Below are 12,891 nucleotides of genomic sequence, written 5' to 3'. Positions count from 1 at the left end.
CTGTGTCTGCGTTTGATGGGTAGGCCATGAGGAGCCGCCCTTGATCCGTATGTTCGAGACGACCGACGCGCAGGTCGCCGAGCAGATGCTCAACGACAACATCGCGCGATGCCGGCTGGAGTCGGTCGGCGACCGCCACCACATGCGCGTCGCGCAGACCAGCCTCGGCCCGGTGATCCTGGACAGCGTCTGCTTCGCGATGCGCTTCACCGCCCACGGTGACCCGGTCCGGTTCATCCCGATCGGCCGCGTCGTGTCCGGCACCGTCACCTACCGCAGCGGCACCGCCGCCGCCGACCACAGCCCCGGCGACCTCTTCATCGCGTGCCATCCAGGCCAGGACTGGCGGGCCACCGTGCACGACCTGCACGCCGAGTCCGCCCACCTCGATCCGGACCTGCTCGCCCAGGTCGCCGCCACCTCGCCCGACCACATCGCTCAGCCGTTGCGATTCACCGGCTACCGCCCCGTCTGCGCACAGGCCGCCCGCCGATGGAACACCGTCTTCACGTACGTGCGGGAGGCCGTCGCGGGTCTGTCCGCCGTGGATCAGCCCTTGCTGACCGGCCGCCTCGCCCGGTTACTGGCCGCCACCGCCCTGGTCGCCTTCCCGAACAACGCCCTGCTCGACCCCACCCTCGAGGACAGCCGTGACGCCCGTCCGGCCAGCCTGCGCCGCGCCGTCGCCTACATCGACGACAACGCGCACCGCGACGTCAGCCCCGCCGAGATCGCCGCCGCCGCCCGCGTGAGCATCCGAACGGTGCAACTGGCCTTCCGGCGCCACCTCGACACGACCCCCATGGCCTACCTGGGCCGGGTCCGCCTCGAACACGCGCACCGCGAGATCCAGGCCGCTGATCCCACCCGCACCACCGTCGGCGAGATCGCCACCCACTGGGGATTCGCCAACCACAGTCGCTTCACCACCATCTACCGCGCCACCTATGGCATCACCCCCTCCCACGCGCTGCGCGGCGGGCGCGCCTGAGGGCTCTGGCGATGTCCACACCCCTCCCGCCGGTAGGGAGCTGCCGGAGCGATCAGAACCGGAACTGGCCGACGAGGGAGCGCAGGTGCGCGGAGAGCCCGGCCAGTTCCCGGGCGGCCTGGTCGGTGGTGCCGCTGCCCGCGTTCATCTGGTGCACGGATTCGGCCACGCCGCCGATGGTCTGCGCGATGTCGGTGGTGCCGGTGGCGGCCTCGGCGACGTTGCGGCTCATCTCCCGGGTAGTCGCGGTCTGCTCCTCGACGGCGCTGGCGATGGTGGTCTGCAGCTCGTTGATCCGGTCGACCACCTCGACGATCTCGTCGATCGCGGCGACCGCCGTCGCGGTGTCGGTCTGGATCATCTGGACCCGGCGGGTGATGTCGTCGGTGGCCCGGGCGGTTTCCTGGGCCAGTTCCTTGACCTCACCCGCGACGACGGCGAAGCCCTTGCCCATCTCGCCGGCGCGGGCGGCCTCGATGGTGGCGTTGAGCGCCAGCAGGTTGGTCTGCTCGGCGATCGCCGTGATGACCTTGACGACCTCGCTGATCTCGGTGGAGGACTCGCCGAGCTTGGCCACGCTCTGCGTGGTGGCCTGGGCGACCTCCGCGGCCCGCTTGCCGACCCGGGCGGCCTCGCTGGTGCTGTGGGCGATCTCCCGGATGGAGGCGTCCATCTGCTCCGCGCCGGCCGCGATCGTCTGGACGTTGCCGCTGACCCGGTCCGCGGCTTCGGTGACCGTCGCGGCGCGCTCGGCGCCGTGCTCGGCGGTGCCGCGCATCTGCTCGCTGGCGGTGGTCAACGAGCCGGCGGAGATGGCGACGCGTTCGGCCTTGTCGTCGATGTGCCGCACCACGTCGGCGATCTTGGTGGTGAATCGGTTGAACGCGGCACCGAGCTGGCCGATCTCGTCGCGGCGGGCGTCGTCGACGCGCTGGGTCAGGTCGCTGTCGCCGTCGGCGATCTCCACGAGGCGGTTGCGCAGCCGGTGGATCGGCCGGGTCAGGCCGGTGCCGAGCATCCACACCAGGGCACCGGCGACCAGGAACGCCACGATCGCGGCGATGAGCAGGCTGCGGACCATGCCGTTCGCGGCCGCGGTGATCGTCCGGTCGGGCACCGCGACCAGCAGCGCCCAGGCGTCGCCCGTGGCCAGCTTGACGCTCGCCACGACCTCGGTGGCCTCGTCGCGCAGGTAGTCGTCGTGCCCGATCCACCGTACGGCGTTGCCGCCGTGCACGGCGGCGCGCACGCTACCGGCGACCGCGCCGGGCAGCGGCTTGCCGAGCAGCTCGGCCCGGGGGTGCGCCACGACCGCGCCGCCGGCGGTGACCAGGGCCTGATACCCGGTGCCGTAGGGCTTCTCGGCCGCCAGCGAGGTACGCAGGTCGGCCAGCGCCAGGTCGACGGTGACCACGCCCGCGAACCTGCCGTCCACCAGGATCGGGCTGGTCGCGGTGGTCATCAGCACGTCCTGGCCGTTGACCGGGTACACGTACGGGTCGACGACCATGCTCTTGCCGTTCGCGCGGGGCTGGAGGTACCAGTCGCCGGCGCCGGGCTTGTCGTAGTCGACCAGCGGGTCGTTGCGCAGCTTGTCGCCGTCGCGGTACCAGTACGGGATGAACCGGCCGGTGGCGTCGCTGGGGGCGACGTTGCGGAACTTGCTGTCGCGCCCGTCGAACGCGTTGGGTTCCCAGCCGGTGGACATGCCGAAGAACTCGGGATGCCGCTGCAGCGTGGCCCCCACCAGGCCGCCGACGAGCTTGCGGTCGGTAATGCCGTCCTTCTTCAGCTGTGCCATGGTGCCGGCCAGCTCCTACGTGACGTGCACCGCACGGTCGATGACCTGGCTCACACCGCCGGCCTTGCGCATGGCCAACTGCTCGGCGTAATCACCGGCCTGCCGCAACGCCAGCGACCGGGTCTGGGTCACGGCGATGCCCAGCAGCACCACCATGGCAACCAGCACCGTGGCTACCACGCTTGCGACCAACCGCGTCCGGATTCCGCGCACAGTTCCTCCCTCACACCTGACCGGAGTAGGGATCGGTCACTCGACAGAGGACCTGAGTGCCGCATTCGGAACGACGCGCGCGCCGTGACGTCCGCCACGAACGGCTGATGTGGTGACCCCGCCGGGAGCCACAAGGGACACCGGGACCGCCACCGGTCGCCGCTTTCTCAGGAAACGCTCAGGATGCGCCGCGAACGGCAAGATCACCGCTGGCCGGTGTCGCCGACCTCCAGCGAGATCACACCCCGCTCGGTTCCGGCCACGACCCAGCCGTCCCGTGCGGCGACGGACAGCGGCGGCGTGTCCAGCACGATCTCGCGCTCCACCTCGGCGCCGAGCCGGCAGAGCAGCAGCGCGTGCCCGGCCGCCACCACCAGCCGGCCCTCGCCGAGATGCGCCAGCCCGCGCACCGGCGCACCGAAACGCAGGTCGGGCACGTGCAACGCGGGCGGTTCCTTCCGCAACGACCAGCGGCGCCGGTGCAACCCGGCCTCCAGATCCCAGGTCCGGACGGTCCCCTCCTCGTCGCCGGTGACCGCGACGAGGTGTCCGTCGAAGCGGGCCAGAGTGAGGCAGGTGACGGCGCCCGTGTGCCCGGTCAGCGGCTCCCCGAGCGGCTGGCCGCTCGCGAGGTCCCACCGCCGTACGGTGCGGTCCTGGCCGCCGGTGACCACGACGGTGCCGCCCTCGAGCTGCGTGACCGCGACGCAGCTCACGGCGCCGGTGTGCCGGGTCAGCGGCTCGCCGAGCGGATGGCCGGTCGCGAGGTCCCACCGCCGTACGGTGCGGTCCTGGCCGCCGGTGACCGCGACCGGACGGTCGTCGGCCAGGCCGGCGGCGACGCAGCAGACGCCGCCGGTGTGCCCGGTCAACGGCTCGGCCAGAGGCCGCCCGTCGGCCAGGTCCCACAGCCGGACGGTCTCGTCCGGCCCGGCGGACACCACGACACCGCGGCCGTCCACCTCGGACAGCGCCAGTGCCGTGACCGCGCCGGTGTGGCCGGTGAACGGCGAACCGACCGGCCGCCCGGTGCTCAGTTCCCACACCCGGACGGTGTGGTCGGTGCCGCCGGAGACCGCCACGGCGGTGCCGTGCAGGTCGCCGATCGCGACCGCCCGTACGGCGTCGCTGTCCGCGGTGTAGTCGATGGGCGCGCCGGTGGCGAGGTCCCAGACGCGGATGGTGTTGTCGTGCCCGCCGGAGACGATGAGCGGGGTGCCGTGGCGTTCGGCGACCACGACCGCCCGCACGCCGTCGTCGTGCCCGAGCAGGGGCTTGCCGACCGCCTTGCGGGTGGTCAGGTCCCACACCCGTACGGTCTTGTCGTCGCTGCCGGAAACCGCCAGCGGGCGCCCGTCGAGTTCGCCGAGGGCGAGGGCGGTCACCGTGTCCCGGTGTCCGCTCATCGGCAGGCCGAGCGCCTCACCCGTGGTCGGGTCCCACACCCGCAGGGTCTGGTCGGCGGCGCCGGACACCACGACGGGCTGCCCCTCCACCTCACCGATCACCACCGCCCAGACGGCGCGGGCGTGGCCGGTCAGCGGTTCGCCGCTCGGGCGGCCGGTACGCAGGTTCCACATCCGCAGGTTCTGGTCGCGGCCGCCGGACACGGCCACCGGCCGGTCGCCGAGCCGGCCCACGGCGAGTGCGGTGACGCCGCTGCTGTGGCCGGTGCCCTCGTGCAGCTCCGTCAGGTCGTCCAGGCCCCAGACGCGCACGCTGTGGTCGTCGCCGCCCGACACCGCGACCAGGCGACCATCCACTTCGGTCAGTGCCACGGCCCACACCCACGCGGTGTGGCCCGTCAGTGGCTCGCCGATCGGCTCGTGAGCGATCAGGTCCCACAGCCGCAGCCGCTGGTCGGCGCCGGCGGACACGGCGACCGGGCGGCCGTCGCGGTCGCCGGTGGCGACCGACCAGACCCCACCGGTGTGACCGGTCAGGGGCCGGCCGATCGGATGGCCGGTCGTGAGGTCCCACACCCGTACGGTGTGGTCGGCGCTGCCGGAGACGACGACGGGTGTCCCGGCGATGCTCCGCGCGGCCAGCGACATCACCGAGTCGGTGTGCCCGCCGAACGGCCGGCCGACGCGCCGCTCCAGCGCCGAGTCCCACAGCCGTACCGTGTGGTCGTGGGCGCCGGACACGGCGACCGGCCGCCCGTCGACGTGGCCGACGGCGACCGCCGAGACGCCGCGGGTGTGCCCGGTGAGTGGCTCGCCGACGGCGGCGCCGGTCGTCAGGTCCCACAGCATCAGCGTCCGGTCGGCGGAGCTGGAGATCGCGACCGGGTAGCCGTCCAGTTCGGCCAGGGCGACCCCGGTGACGGCCTCGGCGTGGCCCTCCAGGGGGGTGCCGACGGGGCTGTGGGTGCCGACGTTCCACCGCCGGATGGTGTGGTCGAGGCTGGCCGAGACGGCGGTGGGCACCCCGTCGCGGGTCTCGAACGCGATCGCGGTGACCGGCGCGGTGTGTCCGCTGATCGGCTTGCCCAGCGCGGTCCCGGCGGCCAGGTCCCACACCCGGACGGTGGTGTCGTGCCCCCCGGTGACGGCGATCGGCGACCCGTCGAGTTCGCCCAGCGCCAGCGCGGTGACCGGCCCGGTGTGCCCGGTCATCGGCGGCCCGTCGGGGCGGCCGGTACGCGGGTCCCACCGCCGCACCGTGCCGTCGTGCCCCACCGAAACCAGCCATGTACGCCGGGCCCAGGTGCCGAGGGCCAGCGCATGGACGCCGCCCGTGTGCCCGGTGAGCGGCTCGCCGATCGGCGCGCCGGTGCCGAGGTCCCAGAGCCGGACCGTACGGTCGTCGCTGCCGGAGACGACGACCGTACGGTCGTCGATCCGGCCGACCGCGACGGCGGTGACCCCGGCGGTGTGCCCGCGCAGCGGCGGACCGATCGGCTCACCGCTGGTCAGGTCCCACACCCGCAACTCGCGATCGTCCGCTCCGGTGACGGCCACGTCCACGCCGTCGCGCTGGCCGACCGCGACGCACAGGACGGCGCCGGTGTGCCCGGTCAGCGGCCGGTGCAGGACGGCCACCTGCCAGGACACCCACCGCGTCGACCATGGACGCGGGACGCCGCTGGCCGCCACGGCGTCGGCCAGCGCTGTCGCCCCGCCGGACCGGGCGGCCAGTTCCAGGTAGGCGGCGTGCGTCCCGGCGGGTGCGGTGCGCAGCCGTTCCTCGGCGCGGCGGTACACGTCGGCTGCCGCCCGAGCGGGTTCGCTGCGGGCCGCCGGCAGCGCGGCCACGACGGCCGGGTGTGCCGCGACCATCAGGAAGCCCGCGTCCGTCAGCAGGCCGTCCACGTCCGGCACGGCCGCGGCGTGGGTGATGAGGTGGGCGCGGACGTACGGCTGCGCGAGCGCCCAGTCGGGTCGGCCGTCGGCCGTGCCGGGCACGCGGGCGTACAGCGCGGTGGTGATCGCCTGCTGGTCGGCGGTCTCGTCGCGGCCCGCGCGCAGGACGGTGGCGAGGGCGGCGTGGCGCAGCCGGTACACCGACTGGTCACCGCTGAGGTCCTCGACCAGGTAACCGCCGGCGGTGTGGCACAGCCAGCGCAGGTCGTCGTGGCCGTACCGGGCGCCCGGGTGCAGGGCCGTCGCCAGCGCCGGCCAGGTGTCCTCCCACGGCAGTCCGGCGCCCTGGGCGTAGGCCAGCGGCAGCAGCAGCGCGCGGGCCCGGTCGGCCTCCTCGCCGATCCGCGCGGCCAGGTCGGCGGAGACGGCGGCGGCCAGGTCGCCGGGCAGCCCGGCCCGCCACCGCGGATCGTCGACGGCGGGGGTGGTGGCGCTGTTCGCGGCGGCGGTGCTCGCGGTGGCGGCGACGATCAGGGCGGTGAGGAACGACGGCCCGGTCGCCTCGACGATCGCCTCGGCGGCGCGGGCGCGCACGTCGGGCTCGGCCGCCGCCAGCGGCCCGCCCGATCGCGCCAGCTGTTCGCGGACGAGGGCGCGGACCGTCTCCCGGTCGGCGTACGGGTCGGCGTCGAGGTCGATGACCGCCGCGTCGTCGCCCAGCACCGGCAGCAGTTCACGCCGCGCGCCCAGCAGCATCCGGACGGCGCCGCCGCCGTACACGGCCAGGGGGAGCAGCACGGCGCGGACCAGCTCGGGCGGATCCACCGCCTCGTCCACCCCGTCCACCAGGATGGTCAGTGGCCGCGCGCGGGTGGCCAGGTGCGCCAGCAGCGCGTCCACGGTGCCGGTTGCGGCGCCCGCCGCGTCGCTGATCCGGGCCAAAATCTCGTCCTCGGTGCGGCCCTTGGCGTCCAATGTCACGTCGGGGCGGGCCATGCCGGAGGAGGCGCGGTCGGGATCGGTCAGCATCCCCAGCACCGCCGACTTGCCGGAGCCGGCGCCGCCCGTGACCACCTGCACGGCCGGGGCGCCCCGGCCGGCGGCCAGCCAGTCGGCGACGGCGGCCAGAGCCGTGGCGCGGCCGGTGAGCCGTACCGGCTCGGTCCGGTCGGCGGGGTCGCCGGCCACCGGCTGACCGGCGCTGCCCGGCAGGTGCCGGGGATTCGGCAGGGTCAGGCCCACGGCGTCGGTGGGACCGAGGCGGTGGTAGGTGACCGTCAGCGGCGCGGCGGGGGGCAGGGGCAGGTCGGCGGCGAGCGTACGGACGATGCCGGCCAGGGTCAGTGCCGGCTGGGCGGGGCCGCCGCTGGCGGGCAGGTCGGCGGCGCGCGCGAACCGGGCCGCGAACTCGTCCGGGCCGCCACCGTCACTGGGCGCGGTCGTGGTGAGGACGATCTCCAGGACCGTGCCGTCACGGTTGTCGGCGCCGCGCAGCCATGCGGGTATCGCCCGTCGCGCCGCCACGGCGGTGTCCGGGTCGCCGCGCATCTCGAGCAGCATGGCGATCCGGCGTGGCGGTGCCGCCGCGAGCCACCGCACGAGCTGTCCCGCGGGCACCCCGGGCTGCTCCGGGTCGTCGTCGGTGTCGGGTCGCAGGAACAGCTCGTCCTCGACGATCGAGCCGTGCGCCCGCACGGCGACGACCAGGTCCTCACCGGTCAGGTCCCGCAGCGCCGCCTGGATCTCCTCGGCGCTGTCGCCGAGGTCGAGGTTCGGCCGCTTCTGGAAGCCGAAGGACGTGGTGAGAAGCGTGGCGAGGGGGTCGTCGCCGCTCTGCCGCGCGGCCGTACCGGTCGTCAGCAGCAGCCGGACCGCACCGTCGCGCGCCGGGGGGCGAGGCTCACCGGACGACGTGCCTTGCGATGCGGTCACGGGAAAATGCTACGTTTTGTACACCTTCCAGGTGGTTGGAACCGATCACCCGGCTCTGATCGGCCGGGCGGAAGCGACAGCGGCTATTCGAACAGGGTCGGGTCGCCGCCGCCCACCCGGACGATCTCGGCCTCGCCCGTGGACAGGTCCACCACCGTGGTGGGAATGGTGCCGCACTCACCGGAGTCGATGACCGCGTCGACGGCGTGGTCGAGGCGTTCCTTGATCTCCCAGCCCTGGGTCATCGGTTCCTCGTCGCCGGGCATCAGCAGGGTCGTGGACAGCAGCGGCTCGCCCAGCTCGGCCAGCAGCGCCTGGGCGACCGTGTGGTCGGGGATGCGGACGCCGACGGTCTTCTTGCGCGGGTGCAGCAGCCGCCGGGGGACCTCGCGGGTGGCCGGAAGGATGAACGTGTAGTTGCCCGGCGTGACCGCTTTGAGCGTACGGAAGATGTTGTTGTTGATCTGTACGAACTGGCCCAGCTGCGCGAAGTCGCGGCACACCAGCGTGAAGTGGTGGTCGGGGCCGAGCCGGCGGATCTCGCGCAACCGGTCGAGGCCGTTCTTGTCGCCGAGGTGGGTGCCGAGGGCGAAGCAGGAGTCCGTCGGGTACGCGATGACCCCGCCGTTGCGGACGATCCCGACCACCTGGTTGATCGCCCGGGGCTGGGGGTTGTCCGGGTGCACGTCGAAGTACTTCGCCATAGCCCGAGCCTACGGTGGTGACCGCACCGTGCGTGGTTCAGCCACCCGGGCCCGTCGCGTCGCCGGTCAGGTCGCGGACCGCAACGCCGATTCGATCACCGCGACCACCGGTGCGACCACGGCCGCGCTGACGGCCAGCGCCAGCCGCAGCCGACCGGTCAGCCCCGGTGGCCCGTGGGCGGCGGCCGCACCCCGCACCGGCGCCGAGGCGGTGCGGGCGCGCGCCACGCAGCCGCCGCGCCGCGCGGAGACCAAGCGCAGACGCGGTCCGGCGACGCACCAGCGCCGACGCCGCTCGGCGCGGCCCGCCGCGCGGTTCGTCGGCGCGCCGCGACCCACGGCGGGCGGCGGATCGTCGAGCCGTCGCGGCACGTGCCGCAGGTGCACGGTGGTCCGCACGTCGGCGAGGCGGCGCAGCCGCCGTTCCGCCTCCGCGATGCTCATCCGCGCCCGCGGGTCGGGCCGCAGCAGCCCGGTGATCACCGGGCGGAGCGGCCCGGCCAGCCTGATCGGCCCCGGCCGCCCCGCCGGCAGGCGGTGCCGCCCCGCAGGGCGGACGAACGGCTCGCGCCCCTCGACGGCCGCGTACAGGACGGCGCCCAGCGACCACCGGTCCGCCTCCGGGGTGGACGCGCCGGGTTCGGGCAGCGCGTCGTCCATGGTGGCCGGACCGAATCCGGTCAGCATGACCCGGCCGTCGTCGGCCAGTAGCACGGTGCCCGGGGAGACGTCGCGGTGCCGCACCCCGGCCCGGTCCGCGGCGTCCATGGCGGAGAGCACCGCCAGGCCGATGGCGGCCACCTGCGCGACCGGAAGCGCCCCGGTCTCCGCGACGACCTGCGGCAGGGGACGGGAACGGACGTACTCCGAGATGATCCACGGCTGGTCGTCGCCGGATCCCACGTCGTAGATCTGGATGATGTTCGGGTGGCTGAACCGGGCCGCGCTGCGGGCTTCGCGCAGGGCCCGCAGGCGCGGCCCGGCGTCACCGTCCGGCAGCGTCAGCTCCTTGATCGCGACGTCGCGTTCGAGCATCTCGTCGCGGGCCAGCCAGACCGGGCCCGTGTCCTCCGTGCCCAGTGCCCGGACGATCCGGTAGCGCCCGTCGAGCAGTGCCTGCGGCTGCGGCATCGGTCCCCTTCCGGTTGCGCCCGCCCCTGGCCGGGGCCGTGGCGGTCGCGCGGTGGTGGATCTGCTTCGGAACCTAACCGTCGTAAGGACTGCGCCACATCCACCGTTTCGGTGACGTGGCCGTCACTCAGGGTTCACTCACCGGGGGCGGGCGGGGGAGCGGCCCTTGAGGTGGCGGCCCATCGCCCGGGCGATCTCCTTGTCGGCGTCGCGCTTGGCGATCACCTGCCGCTTGTCGTACGACCGCAGGCCGCGGGCCAGCGCCAGTTCCACCTTGGCCCAACCTCCCGCGAAGTACAACGACAGCGGGATCAGCGTGAGCCCGCTGCCGTCGCGCAGCCGCTGCCGGATGCGGTCGATCTCGACGCGGTGCAGCAGCAGCTTGCGGGTACGCCGGGGAGCGTGGTTGGTCCAGGAGCCGAAGCCGTACTCGGCGATGTGCAGCTGGTAGAGCATCAGCTCGCCCTCGTGCTCACCGGCGAACGCGTCCGCCAGCGAGGCGTACCCGGCGCGCAGCGACTTCACCTCCGTGCCCGCCAGCACCAGCCCCGCCTCGTACGTCTTGAGCACCTCGTAGTCGTGGCGCGCCCGGCGGTTGGACGCGATGACGGTGCGGCCGGTCGGCTTCGCCACGCCGATCCCCTCATCCTCGGCCGAGCAGCGACTTCCGTACCTTACCCATGGCGTTGCGGGGCAGTTCGGCGACGAACCGGACCTCGCGCGGCCGCTTGTGCGCCGACAGGGTGCGCGCCACGAAGTCGATCAGCTCGGTGCCGCCCACCCCGTCGGCCACCACGTACGCGGTGATCTGTTCGCCCAGGTCGTCGTGGGGGGTGCCGACCACCGCGGCCTCCCGGACGGCCGGGTGCGCCAGCAGGGCGTCCTCCACCTCACCCGCGCCGACGCGGTAGCCGCCGCTCTTGATGAGGTCGGTGGAGCGGCGCCCGACGATGCGGTGCCAGCCGTCGGGCCCGATCGCGGCGATGTCCCCGGTGCGCAGCCAGCCGTCGGCGGTGCGCGCGGCCGCGGTGGCTTCGGGACGGTTCAGGTAGCCGTCGAACAGCATCGGCCCGCGCACCCACAGCTCACCGATGGACGCGCCGTCGCGGGGCAGGTCGTGGCCCTCGTCGTCGACCACCCGGGTCGCCACCCCGGCCAGGGGCAGCCCGACGTGGCCGGGGCGGCGCTCGCCGTCGGCGCGGCCGCTCACGGTGATCAGGGTTTCGGTCATGCCGTACCGCTCGACGGGGCGGTGCCCGCTCAGCGCGGCGAGGCGTTCGAACACCGGCACGGGCAGCGCCGCGCTGCCCGAGACGAGCAGGCGGGCACCGGCCAGCGCGGCGGCCACGGCCGGGTCGGCGCACACCCGGGACCAGACCGTGGGTACGCCGAAGTAGAGGGTGCCGCCGGCCGCCGCGTACGCCCGCGGGTGGGGCCGTCCCGTGTGGTGCAGCCGGCAGCCGGTCCGCAGCGCGCCCAGCACGCCGAGGACCAGCCCGTGCACGTGGAACAGCGGCAACCCGTGCACCAGCACGTCGGCCGGGGTCCAGGCCCACGCGTCGGCCAGCGCGTCCAGGTCGGCCGCGACCGCGGCGTGCGAGAGCACCACCCCTTTCGGGGCGCCGGTCGTCCCGCTGGTGTACATGATCAGCGCCGGGTCGTCGGCCCCGGTGGCGTCGGGGCCGGGCGTGCCGGTGCGCGAGGGGTCCACCGGCACGACGGGCAGGGTGGTGGGCGGCGGTTCGGCGGCACCGCTCAGCAGCAGCGTGGCGCCCGAGTCGGCGAGGATGTGGCCCGCCTCGGCCGGGCCCGAGTCCGGCGGCAACGGCACCACGGCCGCGCCGCCCAGCAACGCCCCGGCGACGGCGACCACGGTGTGCAGGGTCGCGGTGGCGTGCACGGCGACGACCCCGGCGCCGCGCACGTCCGCGGCGACGGCCGCGGCGGCCCCCAGCAGCCGCTCGCCGGACATCGCGTCGCCGCCGACGCGGACCGCGTCGGCGGCGTCCATCTCGGGTCGCGACAGCCCCGCCAGCAGGTCCATCCGATGTCCTCTCGGTCGGCGGCCACATCCGGGCCGTCGGTCAGTCCGCTTCCACGGTCACGGCGGTCAGGATCAGTCCCTCGTCGACCAGGAACCGGCCGCGCAGCTCGGTCAGCGGCGCCCCGCCGTCGCGGCGGGTACCGGAGACGAGCAGGTCGGCGCGGAACGTGCCCGCGACCGGGTCGATGCTCAGCCGGGCGTCCTCGAATCCCAGCCACCGCCCGGTGAGCGGGAACCACGCCTTGTACACCGACTCCTTGGCGCTGAACAGCACCTTGCCCCACGGCCCGGCCGGGTGGTCGGCGGCCAGCCGGTCGAGCATCCGCTCCTCGCCCGGCACGGTGATCAGCGGTTGCACCCCGTCGGGCAGGGGACCGGCCCGTTCGGCGTCGATGCCGACGCTGACGAGCTCACCGATTCCGACGACCGCGGCGGCGCGGAACCCGGTGCAGTGGGTGATGCTGCCCGCGACGCCGGGCGGCCACACCGGCGACCCTTTGGGTCCGCGCCGGATCGGGGCGGGGGCGTGGCCGAGCCGGGCCAGCGCCTCGCGGGCGCAGCGGCGGGCCGTCACGAACTCGCGGCGCCGGCCGGCCACCGCGTCCGCCACCAGGTCCTCCTCGCCGGGGAAGACCGGTTCGGTGCCGGCGTCGCCGTACGACTCGACCGCCACCACCGTTTCCGGCAGCAGCCGGGCGAAGGTGGGTGGCGGCACCCCTGGATCCTGCCACGCCGCCGTCACCGCCTCGGCCCGGCCCGGGCGGCGGGCA

At 74.5% G+C, this 12,891-nt stretch carries 9 protein-coding genes; 1 reads left to right on the top strand and 8 read right to left on the bottom strand.

Annotated features, from left to right (window positions below):
• Positions 1-49: 49 nt before the first annotated feature.
• The gene (locus tag EV385_RS00280; RefSeq protein ID WP_242625210.1) at positions 50-991 is read left to right on the top strand and encodes a helix-turn-helix transcriptional regulator; all 942 of its coding nucleotides are present in this window, start codon (positions 50-52) and stop codon (positions 989-991) included.
• 52 nt (positions 992-1,043) lie between these two features.
• On the opposite strand, the gene EV385_RS00275 is transcribed toward EV385_RS00280, so the two are convergent.
• From EV385_RS00275 to EV385_RS00240, 8 genes are all read right to left on the bottom strand, one after another.
• Entirely contained in the window at positions 1,044-2,792 is a 1,749-nt protein-coding gene (locus EV385_RS00275; RefSeq protein WP_130507607.1) for a methyl-accepting chemotaxis protein, read from the bottom strand.
• Between the two features lie 15 nt (positions 2,793-2,807).
• On the bottom strand, positions 2,808-3,005 hold the full coding sequence (locus EV385_RS00270; RefSeq protein WP_130507606.1) for a hypothetical protein: 198 nt from the start codon (positions 3,003-3,005) through the stop codon (positions 2,808-2,810).
• Between the two features lie 203 nt (positions 3,006-3,208).
• Complete coding sequence (locus tag EV385_RS00265; protein WP_130507605.1) at positions 3,209-8,242, bottom strand: WD40 repeat domain-containing protein; 5,034 nt, start codon at positions 8,240-8,242, stop codon at positions 3,209-3,211.
• An 83-nt stretch (positions 8,243-8,325) separates the two neighbouring features.
• Positions 8,326-8,946 (bottom strand): L-threonylcarbamoyladenylate synthase, encoded by a 621-nt coding sequence (locus tag EV385_RS00260; protein WP_130507604.1) that lies wholly within the window; start codon positions 8,944-8,946, stop codon positions 8,326-8,328.
• A 66-nt stretch (positions 8,947-9,012) separates the two neighbouring features.
• Positions 9,013-10,077 (bottom strand): serine/threonine-protein kinase, encoded by a 1,065-nt coding sequence (locus EV385_RS00255; protein ID WP_130507603.1) that lies wholly within the window; start codon positions 10,075-10,077, stop codon positions 9,013-9,015.
• 138 nt (positions 10,078-10,215) lie between these two features.
• Positions 10,216-10,710, bottom strand: coding sequence for an SsrA-binding protein SmpB (gene smpB / locus EV385_RS00250; protein WP_130507602.1), 495 nt, complete (start codon positions 10,708-10,710; stop codon positions 10,216-10,218).
• A gap of 10 nt (positions 10,711-10,720) precedes the next feature.
• On the bottom strand, positions 10,721-12,121 hold the full coding sequence (locus tag EV385_RS00245; RefSeq protein ID WP_130507601.1) for an AMP-binding protein: 1,401 nt from the start codon (positions 12,119-12,121) through the stop codon (positions 10,721-10,723).
• 40 nt (positions 12,122-12,161) lie between these two features.
• The gene (locus tag EV385_RS00240; protein ID WP_207229723.1) at positions 12,162-12,836 is read right to left on the bottom strand and encodes a 4'-phosphopantetheinyl transferase family protein; all 675 of its coding nucleotides are present in this window, start codon (positions 12,834-12,836) and stop codon (positions 12,162-12,164) included.
• Between the last annotated feature and the right edge of the window lie 55 nt (positions 12,837-12,891).

It is taken from the genome of Krasilnikovia cinnamomea, from assembly GCF_004217545.1.
GTDB lineage: Bacteria > Actinomycetota > Actinomycetes > Mycobacteriales > Micromonosporaceae > Actinoplanes > Actinoplanes cinnamomeus.
The sequence above is the reverse complement of the archived record's forward strand: the minus strand, read 5'-3'. Positions and strand labels throughout refer to the sequence as shown.

Bases quoted from the DNA above. Each gene is read 5' to 3' on its own strand.
- EV385_RS00280 (WP_242625210.1), top strand. From the start codon at position 50: ATGTTCGAGACGACCGACGCGCAGGTCGCCGAGCAGATGCTCAACGAC.
- EV385_RS00275 (WP_130507607.1), bottom strand. From the start codon at position 2,792: ATGGCACAGCTGAAGAAGGACGGCATTACCGACCGCAAGCTCGTCGGC.
- EV385_RS00260 (WP_130507604.1), bottom strand. From the start codon at position 8,946: ATGGCGAAGTACTTCGACGTGCACCCGGACAACCCCCAGCCCCGGGCG.
- EV385_RS00255 (WP_130507603.1), bottom strand. From the start codon at position 10,077: ATGCCGCAGCCGCAGGCACTGCTCGACGGGCGCTACCGGATCGTCCGG.
- EV385_RS00245 (WP_130507601.1), bottom strand. From the start codon at position 12,121: ATGGACCTGCTGGCGGGGCTGTCGCGACCCGAGATGGACGCCGCCGAC.